Genomic DNA, 17,700 nt, shown 5'->3' with positions numbered 1-17,700 from the left:
GCATGTCTACACTCAACTATACGCAATACGGTCTCTCACCTTCCATCGAACTCGGGCTTTCAGACGATGCCGAAGCGATCCCGTTCAAGGTCACGCTGGAGGTCGATGGCGGCCAGATCTCGCTGAACTACGGCGTCGTCGGCGAGGACGTGGACTACATCCCGGTCACCTGCAACACGAAGGTCGAAATTGAACTGGTCGGCGAGCAACTCTATTTCTCGAAGGAGTGGGATGCGATCACCACCAAGGAAGCCCTGTCTTCCTATTACGGCGGACTTGAATACAGCAACTACGACAAGGAATTGGATCGTTACAAGACGGTGACCTTCCAGGCACGCTACAACCAGGGCGGCAAGCTGGGCACAAACCATCGTTTCAACATCAACGTGGACTTGCTGCAGGGCACCCGGTGCGAACCGAGGTGGATCGGCCTGACGATCGATCCCGACATCAAGAACCCGCCGCCGAACGGTTCTGGCATCCAGAATCAAAGGTGAATTTGTGACTCTTCCTGCTCTTGCCAGAATCCGGCAGATCGCGCGTGCGGGGGATACCTGGCGAGCGTGGCGGATGTTCGAGGATGCCGGGCTTTCGGCATCCTCGATGCCGGAGGCCTTGAGCCTCAAGGGCAGGATTCTGAAGGACCGGGGCCTTCAGGCGCAAGGCCGCGAGCGGGGGCAGCTGCTGGGAGAAGCGCAAAAGGCTTATCTCCAGGCGGCGGGCGATCGTCCGGCGACATATCCGCTCATCAACGCGGCCACGATCGCCTTCCTGAACGATCGGTCCGAGGAAGCACGGGGTATCGCTCGTCGCATTCTCGACATCCTTTCCAGCGGCGAGCACGAAGCGGAAACCCGCTACTGGCTCGCCGCCACCGAGGCCGAGGCACGACTTCTGCTCGATGACAGGCAAGGAAGCCGTGCGGCTCTGGAACGGGCGATGCTGGCTGCGCCGCAGGCCTGGGAGGACCACGCCGTCACTCTGCGGCAGTTCCGCCGGATACTGGATGGGCTAGGCCATGCGGCGGATTACTTCGATCACCTGCAACCACCGCCAAGCCTCTATTTTTCGGGAATCATCGGCCTTCCGCAGGACGAGACCGAAGTGCGGGCGCGGCTCGACGAAGCGCTGGACGAAATCCGGCCGTGCGCGGTCTTCGGGGCCCTGGCTGCCGGAACCGATATTCTCGTGGCGGAAATGGCGCACGCACGGGGCGCGCATCTTCACGTCGTCCTGCCGACACGGCTCGCTCGTTTTCGCGAAGTTTCGGTGGCGGACTATGGTGCCTCCTGGGCCGAACGCTTCGATCGGCTGATCGAGGAGGCGGACGTAGTGGAAGCGCTCGATACCAATGCCGATCTTTCCGAAGCAGCGATCATGAATGGTTCGCGGGTGGCCATGGGTCTTGCCCTGCGGCATGCTCGCAATCTGGCGACCCGTGCGGTCGCTCTGCACGTCTCGCGCTCGACGGATGCGGCGGGCTGTCCGGAAGCTGAATGGCGGGCGCGGGGCTTGCCGGTTCGGGAAGTGGTTCTGACGGAATCGTTGCCTGCACGCGGTGGCTGTCTCAATCCCGCCCTGAACCGCGCGATCATCGCATCGACGGAAATACTTCCGGTCATCCCCGGTAGCCGATCCGTTGCTGAAATCGCCGTGGAAGGGGCGAGTATGCTGGCCTTCGACGACCTCGCGGCCGCATTGGAACATGCGATTTCGCTGTCGCAAGCGATACCGGACGTCCGGCTGGGCCTCGATCATCGTGCCGTGACGCCAGGCGAAGACCTGGACCTTTCGGGTGAATTGGCGATCCTGCTGGCCCGAGCGGCTCCGCCGGGAAGTATTTGCGCATCCTGGCCGCAGATCGCGGCTCTCGACCTGATTGCGCCGGATCATCGTTTCGAATCGGCGGGAGAGATCGTCACCACCCTGGGTGACGTTCCGATCGGGCTTTACTGCCCGCAATCCTCCTGCCCGCAATCCTCCTGATCGCGTTCCTGACAGTTCTTCTTCAGCAGATCATTTCGGCCAGCATACGCGGGGCGTGAATGGTCAACTGCTCCTCGTCCCGGCTGATGATTCCGCGGCGGATAAGCGCGGCGATGGCGCGGGATGCGGTCTCGCGGGTGGTGTTGGCGCCCAGGGCCAGCGTCGTGACGCGCGGCGGAGGGGCGATACGCTCGCATCCGTTGGCGAGCGCCACGAGTTCGGCATAAACCCGCCCGGCCGCGCTATAGGTCATCCGGGTGACCATGCGGTCGAGCGCACGGTCGAGCTGCCGGGCAAGCAGGCGCGCCATGCCTGCGGCGATCTGCACGTTTTCCGCCACCAGTTCGGCAATCTTGCCCGCCTCGGCGCAGAGCAACTGGCAGTCGAGCAAGGCGTTGATCTCGGCGCGATGGACGGTCGGGGCCGGGTAGGCGCCGAAAAATTCGCCGGGACCGAACTGGGCGACTTGCTGGCGCTGCCCTTCCAGTCCGTAAGTCTCGACTCGCAGGGCGCCGTCGATCACCAGCCAGCAATAATGCGAAGGCTCTCCCTGGTGGGCGAGAACGTCCTTTGCGGAAAGGCGTTGGGGGATGAGGACGCGCGCGAGCGCTTCGGCGGAATGCCGATCGCAACGAAAAATCGCGGTTATCGCTTCGATCTGAACCTCGAAATCCAATGACTCTGCCCCCGAGCCGAGCGTTCACCTCGACAGGCCGCCAATCGCCGGACCGTCCCCATAACGGCCATCGTCGATGATGCGACGGCAACCAACCTAGCCAATTCTGGCATGGGATGGAATGCCGGGGTAGTCAAATCGAGGCGGGTGTGATCCCGGTCACACGATCTCGCCATTTCGAAGACTACAACCAAAGTGCGACCCGAAGGCGGCTCGTAACAGAGCAGCCCCATTCCTGGCCCGGAGGTCTTATGACCTTCGGGCCATTTTTAATGGTACTTTCCGGCTGTCATCCTTCAATCGAGGATTCTTCAGTCAAAGTGCGACCCGCAGGGGGGCGGGAGGGACGGGTTCTTTTTCGTCGCCCCGAAAAATTGCCGCAGACTGCCGGGGGCGACAAGTGAAAATAAAGTCATTGCGGTGATAACCCGCGCGTAACGGTCGCGACCGGGCGGACTGTAATGACCTCTTCGTTCTTGTCGGTGTGCAGACGAAAATACAACGAAGTCATTCTGTTGCTTTCAGGGAGAAATTCGGCGCAATCGATAGGCTTTCGTCAGCGGAAAGAAGACCGGATCGGTCCTATCTTGGCTATGTTCCCTGTAGAAAGCCCTGTCCTGAAACGATTGCATCGCTTCAGGACAGGAACGTTACCAGAGCTTGATTTTATTTACGCAATGCCGCCGATGCGTCGCGCGTGGCGCGGAATTCGCTGTCCTGCGACCAGTTCGGCCAAACGTGGCTGTTCGCGATGCGGTCGCCGAGGTTGTAGAGCAGGGTCAGGTCGCCGGTCCAGCTGCTGGTGTTCCAGGAGGCGTCGTATTCGTCGGCGGGCTGGTGATAGCGGTCGCGGGTGTAGATGTCGGCCAGTTCCTTGCCGCGCGCCGCGCCGCCGTTCACCAGTTCGCTGCCCGCATCGTAGGAAATCGCGGGAACGCCGCGCTTGGCCATCGGGAAGTGGTCGGAGCGGTAGAAGCTGCCCGCTTCCGGCCTTGCGTCCGGTGTGTAATGGCGCCCGAGCTTGCCGCCTTCCTCGGTCAGCAGGGTCAGCAGGTCCAGCTTGGCGGCGCCGGAAATGCTGAAGTCCAGGGTCTTTTCAGCCGCGAAGGGGCCGTCCATATTGATGACCCCGGCGGTGGTCGCCAGCGGGCGGAGCGGATTATCGGCATAGAATTCCGAGCCGAGCAGGCCCTTTTCCTCGGCCGTTACCGCCAGGAACAGTACAGAACGCTCGGGCTTCGCCTTTGCATAGGCGCGGGCGAGTTCGAGCAGGGCGGCGGTGCCGGAGGCATTGTCGAGCGCGCCGTTGTAGATGCGGTCGCCCTTGGCGTCGGGCAGGCCGATGCCGAGGTGGTCCCAGTGCGCCGAGTAGATCACCGTCTCGTCGGGATACTTCGAACCGCGCACGAGGCCCGCCACGTTGTGCGAGGTGATGATTTCCGACTTCACGCCGTAGTTCGCGCTCATCGTCGCCTTGAGCGGGATGGGCTGGAAGTCCTTCTTGCGCGCGGCGGCCTTGGCGGCTTCGAAATCGACGCCCGAGGCCTTGAGCAACTGGGCGGCGAGGTCCTTCTGGATCCAGCCTTCCATCTGGGTATGCGCGGCCTTGGGATCGGCACGGACGATGTCGAACATCGTGTTGGTGTTGGAGTTCTTGACGGTGGCCCAGCCGTAGGAGGCAGGTTCGCTTTCGTGAACGACCAGCACGCCCGCGGCGCCCTGGCGTGCGGCTTCCTCGTACTTGTAGGTCCAGCGGCCGTAATAGGTCATCAGCTTGCCGCCGAAATCCCCCTCACCGCCCTCGAAGTCGGGATCGTTGACGAGGACGACCATGATCTTGCCCTTGAGGTCCACGCCCTTGAAGTCGTCCCAGCCGCGTTCCGGGGCTTTCACGCCGTAACCGACGAAGACCAGCGGCAGGTCCTTGAAATCGACTGCGGTCTGGCCGGTCTCGGCGGCGCGCACGGCGATCTGCTCGCCCTGCGACAGCGGGGTGGCGGCGGTGCCGATCGTCATCGAGAGGGTGGGCGTGCCGACGATGTTCGACATGCGCAGGGGCACGTCCTGGAACCACGCGCCTTTCTCTCCGGCGGGCTGGAGACCGGCGGCCTTCATCTGCGCGGCGATGTAGTCGATGGTCTTCTTCTCGGCCGGCGTGGCGGGGCCGCGTCCTTCGAATTCGTCGCTTGCCAGCGTCTTGATGTCGTTCGAGACACGCGCGATGTCGAACTTGGGCGCGGGGGCGGCGAGTGCCGCGGCGGAAGCGGAAAGCAAGCCGCCAAGGGCCAGCGCGCGCAGCGTCTGGCGCGCAAAACGGGAGGTCGGGGAAGTCATCGGTGCTCCTTTGCCGGTCGGCCGGAAGTTTATGGCATGCTGAATCGGTGCGATCCGCTGCCGCCGATGATGACGATCCCCGTCCGCTTGTCGATATGTATGCTACGTGATTTCGACAGGTACGCGCGTTATGGGGACTTCAGGTTGCAGGGAAGCAACGACCTCTCGGGCCAGTTTCGCCAGTTGTCCGGTCGGTCCCTCCAGTCCCGGCGCGGTCTGGAGGATGCAGGAGACGTTGGGAAGGTCGGGAAGGCCATCCTCCACCAGCGGAGAATCGCGCAGGAACAGCGGGGTGCGGCAGGTCAAGCCGAGACCGGCATCGACGGCGGCGCGCAGGGCCGTAAGATTGGGCGTTTCCACCGAGATCCGGTAAGGCCGCCCGGCATCTTCCAGCGCCCGGATCGCGGCTTCGCGAAAGCGGCAGGGCGGTTCCAGAACGGCGAGCTGGATCGTCTCCTGTTGCGCTAGTTCAGACTTGCCGTACCAGGCCATCGGCGTGCTGGCGATGGCGTTGGGATCGTTGTTGGCCGAAAAACCCAGCACGATGTCGAGCTGGCGGGTTTCGAGCTGGCCGAGCAGTTCGGCGGTCCCGGCGACGCGCGAATAGAGCTGGGCTTCGGGGTGCAACTCGGCGAAACGGGCGAGCAGGCCGGAAAGCATCATTTCGGCGAAGTCCTGCACCATGCCGATCCGCGCGGGGCCGGTGAACTGCCCGGCGGTGACGGCAGCAACGGCCTCGTCGTGCAGGTTGAGGACCTTGCGGGCATAGTCGAGCATGAGGTCGCCCGAGGGCGTCAAGGTCAGTCGCCGCCCTTCGCGGTGGAACAGGGTCTGCTGAAGCAGTTCCTCTAGTCGCTTGATCTGCAGGCTGAGCGCCGACTGGCTCACGAAGACCCGCTCCGAGGCATGAAGCATCGATCCGGTGTCAACGATCGCCACGAAACTTCGCAGGAGATTGGTGGGCAGATTGACGGGCATGACAGGATCTCTCGGAACGGCGGGCGAGGGAGGTATATGAAGCTTTCTCAACTGAAACAGTAGAGAATATGTTTGTCCCTGCAAACCTCGTATGTGCTTGCCGCGCGCGTTTCGCCGTGCGCCGAGGGAGTTTCGGCGCACGGGGAGGTCTTTTCCGAAGGTTTTCCGGGGATTCGTCGTCAGGAGGCGAGTTGGAACGTCAAGCCCGCTTCGGCAAGGGTACGGCCCAGCAGGGCAGCCTGTTCGGTCGTGTTCCAAGCGTGGAACGAGGCGCGCAGGCAATTTCCGCGCAAGTCGTAATGGAAGGCGCCGGGGGCAAGGGCCGCGCGCAGGCCGTCGATGTCCTCGAACGTGAGGCACAGCGTGCCGCCGCGACCGTCCATGGCAACGGGGCGGCCTACCGCTTCGGCAAAAGCGTCGATACAGGCGCGGTTGTGGCGCAGGATATCGCTCTGGCCGATGCGCATGACGGTCTCGATTCCGGCGCGGGCGAGCGCGAAGGGGGCGATCGAGGGACTGCCACTCTGGAAGCGGCGGGCATCGGGTGCATGGCGGAAATGGCGGATGTCGAACTCGTAGGGATTCTCGTGCCCGAACCAGCCGAGATCGAGCGGTTCGAGCGTCGCGGTGAGGTTGCCGCGCAGCCAAAGCCAGGCCGCGCCGGGGCCGCCGCAGAGCCATTTCACGCTCGATCCGATCACCGCGTCGATACCCCATGCGCGCGGGGCTACCGGCAGGATGCCCGACGACTGGGCGGCATCGACGATGGACAGCGCGCCGTGGCGGCGGGCCATCTCCGCGATCTCCGCAATGGGCGAGGTGACGCTCGTGTTCGAATGGACATGCATGGCGACGACGGCGGCGACGCTGTCGTCGAAGTGCCGTTCCCAGTTTTCCGCGTCTCCGGGGGACTGCGCGGCGGGGATGAAGCGGGTTTCGAAGCCTAGCCGTTCCAGCCCTTGCGCGACGTAGCCGACGGTCGGGAAGGCCTGCTCGGACATCAGTACCCGGTTTCGGCCCGGCGCCGGACGCAGCCCCGACAGCAGCGAGAACAGCGCGGAGGATACGCTCTGCTGGGGCGCGACTTCGGCGGCATCGGTGCCGATCAGCACGGCGACGACAGCACGGAACCGCTCGATCTCGTCCAGCCACGGCCCCCAGGCCGCACCGCCGGTCGATTGCCATGGCGCGAGATAGCTGGCCTCCAGCACCTCCCGCGCCTTGCGGGGCAGGCAGCCGACCGAATGGGTCAAAAGGTAGGGGCCGCCCTCGGGCACATGAAACAGGTCATGCATGAATTCAGTGTTCCGCCTTTTCCGCAATGCTGTCGCGAACGCGGCCATAGTCATGCCCCCATTCGTCGGTCATTTCCACGCGCACGTCCCAAAGTTCCGGGAAAAAGCGATGTTTTGCACCGGCTTGCAGAAGATCGACCGAACGCCCCTTGAGCGAGGCCGAACCCATGCCGATCGAGCGGTGGATCAGGAACAGGTGGTGCCAGCGGAACTTGCCGAAAAGCTCGTCCAGTTCGATCAGCGCCTCGGCCACGGCATAGGCTTCGTCGTGGGCATAGCCATGGTCGTAGATGTCGCGCAGGGTCCGCCCGGCGCCGGTGACATAGGCCTGATCGAAAGCCTCCCAGAGATCGGGAATGATCCGCAGCAGCACGCGGAAGCCCGGTGATTCCTGGCCGCTACCGTTGCCGAGTTGCAGGCGGATCTGTTGGTACTCCTTGGGCGACATCGTTTCCAGCAGGTCGAGCTGGTCGGTCATCATCCGCATGATGCGATGGCAGCGGCCGAGCAGCGTAACCACCCGGAAGGCCTGCTTCTCGCGCAAGTATTCGTCCACCGCGACGACCGTGTAGGCCATCAGCTTCATCCAGAGTTCCTCGACCTGATGGACGATCTGGAACTGGAGTTCGTCGGCATTGGCGAGGTCGTCGAAGGGCTTCTGGCAGGTCAGCAGCTTTTCGGTGTTGAGATAGAGCTCGTAGTCGAGCGCGGCGGGCGCTTCGAGCAGTTCGTAGACCTTGCGGCGTTCCATGTTGTCTCCCCGGGGATTGTGTGGGAGGACAATAGCACCGATAATACGGGACATTGGTCCCAATCGGTGGTCGATAGGCGCCTCATAGAGAACATATGGCGCGTGGAACGAATTTTTAGGGAACGATCGTTTCAATGTCCAGAGACCTGCCACTCGACGCCGCCGACAAGCGCATTCTCGCGGCGCTGGAGCATGATGCGCGGCTCAGTTTCGCGGGGCTGGGCGATGCGGCGGGGCTGTCCAAGACGCCGAGCTGGAAGCGGGTCCAGGCGATGGAGAAGGCCGGGGTCATCACCGGCTACCGGGCAGTGATCGATCCGGCGGCGATCGGTCTCGGCACGAGCGCTTTCGTCCATGTCTCGATCGAGTTCGACCGGCACGAGGCCTTCGAGCGCGCGGTCGCGGCGGAAGCGGCAGTGCTGACCTGCCATGCCGTCGTCGGCGATTTCGACTATATGCTCCACGTCATGACCGGCGGTGTGCCCGATCTCGACGACTTCCTGCGCAATCGCCTGCGCCGCCTTCCCGGCGTGCGCCATTTCAACACGACACTGGCGATGCGCGACGTGAAGCCGCGCGCCTACCTCACCGATGCGGCGAGACAGGCGCGCGATTGAGCGTCAGGCGTCCTCGACCTGATCGAGATAGGAGGCGTAACCTTCTGCCTCCATGTCCTCGCGCGGGACGAAGCGCAGCGAGGCGGAATTGATGCAATAGCGCAGCCCGCCGCGATCGCGCGGGCCGTCCTCGAAGACATGGCCGAGGTGGCTGTCACCGTGCGCCGAGCGGACTTCGGTGCGGATCATGCCGTGGCTGCGGTCGACGATGTCGTTCACGTTGGCCGGTTCGATCGGCTTAGTGAAGCTGGGCCAGCCGCAGCCGGATTCGTACTTGTCCGAGGAGGCGAAGAGCGGCTCGCCCGAGACGATGTCGACGTAGATGCCGGGCTTCTTGTTGTAGAGGTATTCGCCGGTGCCGGGGCGTTCGGTGCCGCTGTTCTGGGTGACGTGGAACTGTTCGGGCGTCAGGCGGGCGATGGCCTCTTCGGTCTTTTCGTAAGTCGGCATGGTGTTCTCCTTGAGCGCGAACATGGGGATCGTTTCGCGCGGAGGAAAGAGCGGGGAGCCGCTTTCGGTGGATTTCAGCAACGGGAAGGACCGGGCAGCGCAGGCGGGGTCGGGGGAGGGGAATGACCTGCGCTGCCCGGCAAGGTGGAACCGGACTGATCCGGTTCGCGGCCGAAGTTCCTAGAAGAACCGCGGAATAGGTCCCCACTGCGGGGTCTGGTCGGGAAGATCGATCTCCACATCGTCGACATAGCACCAGCCCCAGCCCTCGGGCGGGTCGTAGCCTTCGATGATCGGGTGGTGCGTCTGGTGGAAATGGGCGCGCGCGTGGCGGTGCGGGCTGTCGTCGCAGCAGCCGACATGGCCGCAGCTTCGGCACAGGCGCAAGTGGACCCAGGGGCTGCCGATCTTCAGGCATTCCTCGCAGCCGCGCGCGCTGGGCGTGACTTCGTTGATCGTCGAACTGTGGCGGCAGGAATTCATGGTGCATCCTTCCGGGCGAAGAGGGCGTGGATTTGCGAGACGACGGCGGCGCCTTCGCCGACGGCGGCGGCGACCCGCTTGGTGGAACCGGCGCGCACGTCGCCGATGGCGAAGACGCCGGGCATGGCGGTTTCCAGCGGCCGATCCGTGCCGCCGGTGACGACAAAGCCCTTGGGGTCCTTCTCGACCGGGTCCGGGAGCCAGTCGGAATTGGGATCGGCGCCGATGAACAGGAACATGTGGCGCAGGGGGCGCTGCGTCACCTTGCCGTCACCGCTGCGGATGCCGACGGTGGAAAGCGTGCCGTCCTCGTGCCCCTCCAGCGCGACGACTTCCGCGCCGACATGGATCTCGACATTGGGCAGTTCGGCGATACGCTCGATCAGGTAGCGCGACATCGTTTCCTCGAGGCCGCGCCGCACGATAAGGTGGAGCTTCTTTACTTGCGGGGCGAGATAGACCACCGCCTGCCCGGCGGAATTGCCGCCGCCGACCAGCGCCACTTCCTCGCCCGCGCAGAGCCGCGCCTCGATGGGCGAGACCCAGTAGGAGATGCCCGCCCCCTCGAAGCGTTCGAGGCCTTCGATCGCCAGGCGGCGATAGCGCGCGCCGGAGGCGATCACCACGCTCCGGGCTTTCACATGGCCTTCGCGGGCGAGGTCGATGCGCAAGTGATCGTCCTCGGGTTCGAGTGCGGTGACGGTGACCGGGATGGCGATCCGCGCGCCGAACTTGAGCGCCTGGTTGAAGGCGCGCCCGGCCAGCGCCTGTCCGGAAATGCCGGTGGGAAAGCCGAGGTAGTTTTCGATCCGCGCCGAAGCGCCCGCTTGCCCGCCCATGCTGCGCGCGTCGAGCACGACGACCGACAGCCCTTCCGAGGCCGCATAGACCGCCGCCGCCAGCCCGGCCGGACCGGCACCGACGATCGCCACGTCGTGGAGCATGTCGGGATCGAGATGCGAAGTGAGACCGAGGCAGGCGGCCAGTTCCTCTTCGCGCGGTCGCCGCAGGATGGAGCCGCTGGGGCAGACCACCAGCGGATACTGCGCAGGTTCGACGCCGAGCCGCTCGACGAGGGCCTTGCCTTCCTCGTCGCTGCTCACGTCGAGCACCAGCGAGGGATAGCCGCTGCGGCGCAGGAATTCCTGAAGGCGCACGACATCGGCGCTTTGCGGCACGCCGATGATGATCGGTCCGGCGCCGCCTTCCTCGATCAGGCCGACGCGGCGCAGGATCAGCGCGCGCATGACTTTCTCGCCGAGTTCGGCGGCGCCGATCATCAGGGCGCGCAGATGGGCGGCGTCGATGGGGAGCGCAGTGCAGCCTTCCGCTCCGGCGGTTCCGCCCGCGATCGAGGGACGGCCGGCAAGCTGGTTGATCTCGCCGCTGAACTGGCCGGGGCCGTGGGTGGTGATCCGGGCTTCGCGGCTGAGGCCGTCACGCCGCTCGACTTCGATCGATCCTTCCAGCACAAGCCAGGTCGGGGCCTCGCGGTCGCCGATGGCATAGACGCTTTCGCCGGGAGCGAAGCGGCGCTGCGGCCCGCTGGCAAAGCGCCGGGCAAGCGCGAGTTCCGGCGCCGAAAGCACCGGGAACATCTGGTATTGGCGCGTCTCGATCGTCGTCATGATGCCTCGTCTGGTGTGCCCGTTGCGCCAGGTGCCGCTTGTCGGAACCATCCCGCCCCTGTCCGGCCTCCTTCATGTGATCGCTTCGGCGCGTCACCGCCATCATACGCTGGTTTGGGGGGGCATGATCGCCGGAACCCCCAACCCGAGCCTGTGAGAACCAAACCAGCGTATGATGGAAAAGCGTGAAGCGCGGGGCGAAAAGACGGCATTGCAAATGCTCCGCCCTCAGCTTGTCCCGGTCCGCCGAAAGCGACGGTTCCGGGCAGGGCCGATCCAGAAGGAATGCACGATGTCGATGGTCCAACGCTTGTCGAACCGGGAAGGTCCCGGCAATCGCGCCGTCCAGTCATTCGGCTCGCTGGTGTGCGGCGAGGAAATCGAGCGCGAAAGCGATCACCGCATCGCCAACAACCTGCAATTGCTCATGGCCATGGTCGCGGCGGAAAAACGCGAGCTGTCGGACCCTGCCGCCGGTCTGGTGTTCGACCGCATGCTGGGCCGGATCGGTGCGATCGCGGGAGTGCACCGCCAGCTTACCCGGCAGCAGCAGACCGGCTTTGTCGACGCGGGCGGCTACCTCCGGACTCTGGTGAACCAGATCGAAACGGGATGCTGCGACGTGGCGGGGGGAAGGAGGCTGACGGTGAGCGCCGACCTCGTTTCCGTGTCCGCGCATCTGGCGGGAGCGATGGGGCTGATCGTCTCGGAATGCGTCCTCAATGCCTGCAAATATGCTTATCCCGCGCAGAGGCCTGGTGAGGTCCGGATCGAACTGCGACTGGCAGGTCCTCACGCCCTGCGGTTGAGCGTGGAGGACGACGGCACCGGGCAATCGCACGGTGAAGGCGGCTCCGGCGGCTTCGGTACGCATTTGATGAAAGCCCTTGCAGCAAGGATCGATGCGACGCTGGTCTGGGAAAACCTGCATCCAGGAACGCGTATCGTGCTGGCCGTGCCGCTCGCCTGAGCGCCGGAGCATGCGGTTTACCTAAACGAAGGTTGTGGTTGCGTGCCACTCAACTCGGCGGCAGTTTGCCTCGCCGGTGTCGGGATCGGTTCCCGGCACGAGGAGACAATGCGCGGCGAAGCCGGGGCAGGGGTGTTGGTGAACAGATTCTATGCCCTGGCGGGGGCGATACTGGCGCTGGGTATCTTCGCACTGGATGTCCTGAGCCCACTTCAAGGTGCGGTGGCGGTGCTCTACACCACCGTCGTCGTGCTGGCGGGGCGGACTCATTCGCGCGGCGTGGTCCTTGCCGCTTCCGCTTATTGTGCGCTGCTTGTCTTTGCCGGCTACTGCCTGTCTCACTGGAATGCGCCGATGGGCGGGCCGGCCATGCGTCTCGGCGTCAGCCTCGTTGCTCTGCTCGTCACGACGGTGTTGATCCTGCGCCAGCTTGCCGAAAGCGCCGAGCGCGAGCGGGCCGATGCACGATACCGGACGATCTTCGCGGCAGCGGGCTTTCCGATATGGGAATCCGATTGGTCGGGCGCCTGGCGCCTGCTGCAGAACATGGGCGAGATCGACGAGCGCATGGTAGAGATGGCATTCGGCTCCGCGCGGGTGCGCAATGCCAACCATGCCGCCGCCCGGTTGTTCGGCCTGCGCGAGCGAGGCGAACTGGTGGGCCGTACGATCGGCGATTTCGCCACGCCTGCGGTTTTCGAATCTCTTGCCCGCGTTTATGCCGGATTGCTTCGGGGCGAGGAGGCGGTCGAGGAAGAAACGCGGTTCTTCACCCGATCGGGGACGGAAGTCGATGTGCTGCTTCAGGTCTCGCTTCCGCCCGATCATGGCGGTTGGAAGCGTGTGCTGGTCATGGCCATCGATGTCACCGAGCGGAACCGCTCGCAGACCCGGCTGGCGCAGTCGCAGGCGGATCTGACGCACATGTCCCGCGTGACGACACTCGGCCAGCTTGCCGCATCCATCGCGCATGAAGTGAACCAGCCGCTCTCGGCGATCATCACTTATGCGCGCTCGGGGCGGCGGTGGCTTGAAAAGGGGCTGGATCAGGGCCTCGACCGCAATGCTCCGGCGGCGAAGGAAGTTGCCGATTGCCTCGAACACATCACCAGCAACGGCACCCGCGCGGCGGATGTGATTGCGCGCATCCGCGAACTGGCGCGCAAGGCCGATCCCAAGCGGGAGGCGATTGCCTTCGCGCCGCTCGTGGAGGAAACCCTGGCACTGCTGCGGCGCGATCTCCAGACCCACGGCGTGAACCTGCACGTCGCGATCGAGCCGGACTTTCCCGATCTGCTGGGAGACCGCGTGCAACTGCAACAGGTGCTGATGAACCTGCTCATGAACGGCGAGCAGGCCATGGCGGCTATTCCGCCGGACGAACGGGAACTGCACTTGCGGGCGACGCGCCGCTCGGGAGAGGAAGTGATGATCGAGATCAGCGACCGGGGCAGCGGGATCGCGGGCGACCCGGAGGACCTGTTCCTGCCGTTCTTCACCACCAAGGGCGAGGGCATGGGCATGGGGCTGGCGATCTGCCGCTCCATCGTCGAACAGCACGGCGGAACCTTGACCGCCGCGAACGTACCGGGGGGCGGGGCGGCTTTCCGGTTCTGCCTGCCGGTGCCGGTGACAATGGTGCCGGCATGATGTCCTCGGAGACGAATTTCATGACCGGCGAGGAACCGGAAGGCTGCGTCTGCGTGTTGGACGACGATGCCGACGTGCGCGACAGCATCGGCAGCCTGTTGCGTGCAAGCGGCTTCGAGGTGGCCCTATTCGCGACGACCGAAGCTTTCCTCGCCGCCGAATGGCCCGAGCAGGCCCGCTGTCTCGTGCTGGATATTCGCCTTGCGGGCGAAAGCGGACTCGATTTCCAGGAGCGGCTTGCCGCCGAAGGTATCGCGGTCCCGGTGATCCTGATCACCGGCCATGGCGATATTCCGATGACCGTTCGCGCGATGAAGGCGGGTGCCGTCGATTTCCTGCCCAAGCCGTTCGAGGAGGAACAGTTGCTGGCCGCCGTGCGAACGGGGCTGGAAGCGGATCGGGCGCGCAGGTCGGTCCATGCCGACAATGCCGCCTTGCGGCTTGCCTTCGCGACGCTGACTCCGCGCGAACGCGAAGTCATGGCATTGGTCGTGACCGGGCTGATGAACAAGCAGGTCGCCGCGCGGCTGGACTTGTCCGAGATCACCGTGAAGATCCATCGCGGCAATGTGATGCGCAAGATGGCGGCGCAGTCGCTGGCCGACCTCGTGCGCATGGCGGAGCAACTCGGCGTGCGGGACGAGAGCATCACCCGCTACCGGAACTGACACTTCAGTGACCGGGCCAGTGCTCCAGGCCGCTCAGCCTTGCGCAGCCGTTTTTGCGTCTTTTCGCGATGCGGTCAGGCGGAGCACTGCATATCCCGCCAGCGCCGAAAGCATCGAGCCGCCGAGGACGCCGATCTTGACCTCGTCGATCAGCACCGGATCGCTGAAGGCAAGGCCGCCCACGAACAGGCTCATCGTGAAGCCGATACCGCAGAGCAGGCACATCCCGTAAGTCTGGAGCCAGGTCGCGCCGCTCGGACGCCGGGCGATGCCGAAGCGCGCGCAGAGCCAGAGCGCCAGGAACACGCCGATCTGCTTGCCGAGGAACAGCCCCCCGGCCACGCCCATCGGCAGCGGTGCGAGCAGTTGCTCCATGCCAAGCCCTGCCAGTGAGACCCCGGCATTGGCGAAGCCGAACAGCGGAACCACGCCATAGGCGACCCATCCGTGAAGGCCGTGTTCCAGCCGGTGGAGCGGCGATTCCCCGCTGTCCGGTGCGCCGGGAGTAGCGCGGATCGGGATCAGGCTGGCGGCCAGTACACCGGCGATGGTGGCATGAATTCCCGACAGAAGGACCGCCAGCCAGAGCGCGGCGGCGAGCACGAGATAGGGCAAGAGCCGCTTCACGCCGATCCGGTTGAGCACGAACATCACACCCATGACGATCCCGGCGGCGAGCAGGGCGGCGCCCTTTATCTGGCTGGTATAGGCCAGCGCGATCACCGCGACCGCGCCCATGTCGTCGACGATGGCCACCGTCGTCAGGAACAGCTTGAGCGAGGCGGGCACCCGCTTGCCGAGAATGGCCATGACGCCGATCGCGAAGGCAATGTCGGTGGCAGCAGGAATGGCCCAGCCGCGTGCGAGGCCGGGTGTCGAGCCGGCGATGGCGAGGTAGATCAGCGCCGGGAAAATCATGCCTGAGGTGGCGGCTATCGCGGGAAGCGCGCGGTCGGGCCAGTTCGACAAGTGGCCGTCGACGAACTCGCGTTTGATCTCCAGGCCGACGAGCAGGAAGAACAGCGCCATCAGGCCGTCGTTGATCCAGTGCGTCAGCGACAGGGAAAACCACGGGGGGCCGACCCAGAGGTGCAGGGCGTGAAAATAGCCTTCGGCCAGCGGACTGTTGGCCACGATCAGCGCCAGCGCCGCCGCGCCCATCAGCAGGATACCGCCGGAAGCTTCGCTGCGCAGGAAGGCGCGAAGGGCGGAACGGGGGCGCTTGGAAAGGATCATCGATCGGTTGCGGTCGCTCGGTAAGGCACTGGGTTCACGGCGGGAAGGTGCGAGGATACGGCTATGCTTAGCCTAGACGCAATGGCAGGGCGATGCCACACGGACCGGCCTCTCCCTTAACACCTGAGTATGATGGCATTGGCCTGCCGGCCTTGCCAATTGGAGTGAGGGTTGAATGGAACCACGGCCCTGTCCGAAGGTTTCGCCTGAGATAACTGGAGTATGCATTGGTCGCCCCCCTAAATAACAGCCCGCTGACGCGGCCGCTCGTGGCCGTGGTGGATGATGATGCCGGGGTGCGCGGCAGTCTCGACAGTCTGCTTCGTTCGGAGGGGCTGACGAGCATCGGTTTCGCCCGCGCGGAGGACCTGCTGGCCAGCGAACTGCTGCGGCATGTCACTTCGATCGTCACCGACCTGCACATGCCGGGCATGACCGGGCTGGCGATGCAGGCGGAACTGCGGCGTCGCAATTGTCCGCAGCCGGTGATCGTGATGACCGGCTATCCAACCGACGCGGCGAGGGAGCAGGCCATGTCGGCCGGTGCCAGCGCCTTTCTCACCAAGCCGATCGACCCGGATGTCCTGCTTGCCGCAATCGGGGTGGGGCTGAACTGACGCGGATGGAAGACGCCCGTCAGGGCGTCGTTACGGCAGGCGCTGCGACTTGGGCGGGCGCGGGTTGCGCCGTTGCGTCAGCGGTCGGCCCGGTCGGAGCCGGAACCGCGCCAGTCGGTTCTACACCAGCCGGCTCTACGGGCGCGGCTTCGTTGCCTTCCGGCGTCTTGGTCCCATCGGTCTTGCCGGGTGTCTTCAGGCCGGGGCCGTAGACCGGCACTACGTCCGGCACGGTGCGCCCATGAAGCGCTTCGATCTCCGCCTCGCGTTGCTTGAGATAGAGATCACGGTAGGCGGCATAGGGCCGATCTTCCTCTCGGATCTTGTTGATCTGTTCGTCGAAGGCGGCGCGTTCGCCAAGCTGGTTCATGATCGTCATCGGCAGTACGACGGCGGGCTTGGTGAAGGGTTTGCCGACGGCAGCGGGCAGCAGGAGCTTGTCCACCGTGTCGCCGATGATATCGCGCAGCGTCGTCGGGCCGACGATCGGCAGGTAGAAGTAGGGTCCCGGGCCGACGCCGTAATAGCCCAGTACATTGGCAAGGCCGTTGGGGCGATAGGGCAGGTTGAACGGCTTCTTCTTCGCCACATCGACGAAACCGGCGACGCCCAGCGTGGTGTTGATGACGAAGCGGCCCGCGGTTTCGGCGGCCTTGCCCGGCTTGAACTGGAGCAGATAGGCGGCGAACACCACCGGCTCGCCGAGGTTGCTGAAGAAGTTGCGCAGCCCCTTGCGGACGGGGCGGGGCAGGCCCTTGTTGTAGGCCTTGGCCACGGGTTCGAGCACGGCCTTGTCGACCGCTTGCACGGCCTTGAAGGATTCGACGTTGAGGTGTTGCAGCGGGTCGCCGGGCGGTGCCGGTTCCGGGCGCGTGACGACGATGACCGACTCGGGGCCAGCGGCCGGATCGTTCGCTTCTGGCGTCGCGGCGCTTGGTGCCGTCGCGGTCGTGTTATCTTCCGGAGCGGAGGGTGTCGGAACGGCGGGAGCGTCCGTCTGCGGAGCCGGAGCCGCCTGCGGATCCGGCGTCGTCGCGGTGATTCCAGCCGTCGTGGTTCCGACGACATCCTGTACCGCCATGTAGGCGGGGGCGTCGGGAACCGGCTGGCCCGTCATCAGGATCACGACGGCAGCGGCCGGCAAACTCATTCCAATGTCCTTAGCATAGCGCGGCCTTGGCTGCGAAGTCGATTTCGCGGAGGCGCAATATTTGGTATTCCTCCCCGGCGGCTAGGCCCGATTTCCCTATTCGTCAATTGTACCGGTGGGCCGATCGCCCGCTTCAGGCCACCCGTGCGGCGGGCCGGATAGCCAAATGGGGGCAGGGCGTTGCCAGAGCGCGCCAAACCGCCTATGGCCC

At 64.9% G+C, this 17,700-nt stretch carries 18 protein-coding genes; 8 read left to right on the top strand and 10 right to left on the bottom strand.

Going from position 1 to position 17,700, the window contains the following annotated elements:
* Window positions 1–2: 2 nt before the first annotated feature.
* Window positions 3–497, top strand: coding sequence for a nucleotide synthetase (locus tag AC4D6D_RS23475; RefSeq protein WP_491327907.1), 495 nt, complete (start codon window positions 3–5; stop codon window positions 495–497).
* A gap of 4 nt (window positions 498–501) precedes the next feature.
* Entirely contained in the window at window positions 502–1,986 is a 1,485-nt protein-coding gene (locus tag AC4D6D_RS23470; RefSeq protein WP_491327906.1) for a TRAFs-binding domain-containing protein, read from the top strand.
* A gap of 22 nt (window positions 1,987–2,008) precedes the next feature.
* Here the strand turns inward: AC4D6D_RS23470 and AC4D6D_RS23465 are convergent, their stop codons facing one another.
* The gene (locus AC4D6D_RS23465) at window positions 2,009–2,512 is read right to left on the bottom strand and encodes a Crp/Fnr family transcriptional regulator (protein WP_491328805.1); all 504 of its coding nucleotides are present in this window, start codon (window positions 2,510–2,512) and stop codon (window positions 2,009–2,011) included.
* A gap of 27 nt (window positions 2,513–2,539) precedes the next feature.
* Here AC4D6D_RS23465 and AC4D6D_RS23460 point away from each other — a divergent pair, with 27 nt between their 5' ends.
* On the top strand, window positions 2,540–2,665 hold the full coding sequence (locus tag AC4D6D_RS23460) for a hypothetical protein (protein ID WP_491328813.1): 126 nt from the start codon (window positions 2,540–2,542) through the stop codon (window positions 2,663–2,665).
* Between the two features lie 663 nt (window positions 2,666–3,328).
* Here AC4D6D_RS23460 and AC4D6D_RS23455 read toward each other — a convergent pair.
* From AC4D6D_RS23455 to AC4D6D_RS23440, 4 genes are all read right to left on the bottom strand, one after another.
* Window positions 3,329–4,996, bottom strand: coding sequence for a M28 family metallopeptidase (locus AC4D6D_RS23455; RefSeq protein WP_491327905.1), 1,668 nt, complete (start codon window positions 4,994–4,996; stop codon window positions 3,329–3,331).
* A gap of 102 nt (window positions 4,997–5,098) precedes the next feature.
* A complete protein-coding gene (locus AC4D6D_RS23450; RefSeq protein WP_491327904.1) occupies window positions 5,099–5,974 on the bottom strand; it encodes a LysR substrate-binding domain-containing protein in 876 nt (291 codons plus the stop codon).
* 179 nt (window positions 5,975–6,153) lie between these two features.
* Window positions 6,154–7,269 (bottom strand): aminotransferase class V-fold PLP-dependent enzyme, encoded by a 1,116-nt coding sequence (locus AC4D6D_RS23445; RefSeq protein ID WP_491327903.1) that lies wholly within the window; start codon window positions 7,267–7,269, stop codon window positions 6,154–6,156.
* Between the two features lie 4 nt (window positions 7,270–7,273).
* Window positions 7,274–8,020, bottom strand: coding sequence for a tryptophan 2,3-dioxygenase family protein (locus AC4D6D_RS23440; RefSeq protein ID WP_491327902.1), 747 nt, complete (start codon window positions 8,018–8,020; stop codon window positions 7,274–7,276).
* Window positions 8,021–8,154: 134 nt separating this feature from the next.
* Here AC4D6D_RS23440 and AC4D6D_RS23435 point away from each other — a divergent pair, with 134 nt between their 5' ends.
* Window positions 8,155–8,637, top strand: a complete 483-nt coding sequence (locus AC4D6D_RS23435; RefSeq protein ID WP_491327901.1) for an Lrp/AsnC family transcriptional regulator — start codon at window positions 8,155–8,157, stop codon at window positions 8,635–8,637.
* A 3-nt stretch (window positions 8,638–8,640) separates the two neighbouring features.
* On the opposite strand, the gene msrB is transcribed toward AC4D6D_RS23435, so the two are convergent.
* From msrB to AC4D6D_RS23420, 3 genes are all read right to left on the bottom strand, one after another.
* On the bottom strand, window positions 8,641–9,087 hold the full coding sequence (gene msrB, locus AC4D6D_RS23430) for a peptide-methionine (R)-S-oxide reductase MsrB (protein ID WP_147220970.1): 447 nt from the start codon (window positions 9,085–9,087) through the stop codon (window positions 8,641–8,643).
* A 180-nt stretch (window positions 9,088–9,267) separates the two neighbouring features.
* A complete protein-coding gene (locus AC4D6D_RS23425; RefSeq protein ID WP_491327900.1) occupies window positions 9,268–9,570 on the bottom strand; it encodes a UBP-type zinc finger domain-containing protein in 303 nt (100 codons plus the stop codon).
* The gene (locus AC4D6D_RS23420) at window positions 9,567–11,198 is read right to left on the bottom strand and encodes an FAD-dependent oxidoreductase (RefSeq protein ID WP_491327899.1); all 1,632 of its coding nucleotides are present in this window, start codon (window positions 11,196–11,198) and stop codon (window positions 9,567–9,569) included. Before AC4D6D_RS23420 ends, AC4D6D_RS23425 begins: the two co-directional genes overlap by 4 nt.
* Window positions 11,199–11,490: 292 nt before the next feature.
* Between AC4D6D_RS23420 and AC4D6D_RS23415 the strand changes: the two genes are divergently transcribed.
* From AC4D6D_RS23415 to AC4D6D_RS23405, 3 genes are all read left to right on the top strand, one after another.
* Window positions 11,491–12,168, top strand: coding sequence for a sensor histidine kinase (locus tag AC4D6D_RS23415; protein ID WP_491327898.1), 678 nt, complete (start codon window positions 11,491–11,493; stop codon window positions 12,166–12,168).
* A gap of 138 nt (window positions 12,169–12,306) precedes the next feature.
* A complete protein-coding gene (locus tag AC4D6D_RS23410) occupies window positions 12,307–13,818 on the top strand; it encodes a sensor histidine kinase (protein ID WP_491327897.1) in 1,512 nt (503 codons plus the stop codon).
* 20 nt (window positions 13,819–13,838) lie between these two features.
* Window positions 13,839–14,486 (top strand): response regulator transcription factor, encoded by a 648-nt coding sequence (locus AC4D6D_RS23405; protein ID WP_491327896.1) that lies wholly within the window; start codon window positions 13,839–13,841, stop codon window positions 14,484–14,486.
* Window positions 14,487–14,519: 33 nt separating this feature from the next.
* Here AC4D6D_RS23405 and nhaA read toward each other — a convergent pair whose 3' ends face one another.
* Window positions 14,520–15,722, bottom strand: coding sequence for a Na+/H+ antiporter NhaA (gene nhaA / locus AC4D6D_RS23400; RefSeq protein ID WP_491327895.1), 1,203 nt, complete (start codon window positions 15,720–15,722; stop codon window positions 14,520–14,522).
* A gap of 227 nt (window positions 15,723–15,949) precedes the next feature.
* Between nhaA and AC4D6D_RS23395 the strand changes: the two genes are divergently transcribed.
* Window positions 15,950–16,339 carry a response regulator transcription factor gene (locus AC4D6D_RS23395; RefSeq protein WP_491327894.1) on the top strand — a complete coding sequence of 130 codons (390 nt, stop codon included), beginning with the start codon at window positions 15,950–15,952 and terminating at the stop codon, window positions 16,337–16,339.
* Window positions 16,340–16,358: 19 nt separating this feature from the next.
* Here AC4D6D_RS23395 and AC4D6D_RS23390 read toward each other — a convergent pair whose 3' ends face one another.
* Complete coding sequence (locus AC4D6D_RS23390; RefSeq protein WP_491327893.1) at window positions 16,359–17,489, bottom strand: MlaA family lipoprotein; 1,131 nt, start codon at window positions 17,487–17,489, stop codon at window positions 16,359–16,361.
* Window positions 17,490–17,700 lie beyond the last annotated feature (211 nt).

The sequence above is a fragment of the Novosphingobium sp. BF6 genome (assembly GCF_058273105.1).
Note: the sequence above shows the minus strand (reverse complement) of the source record. Positions and strands in the feature narration are given on the sequence as shown.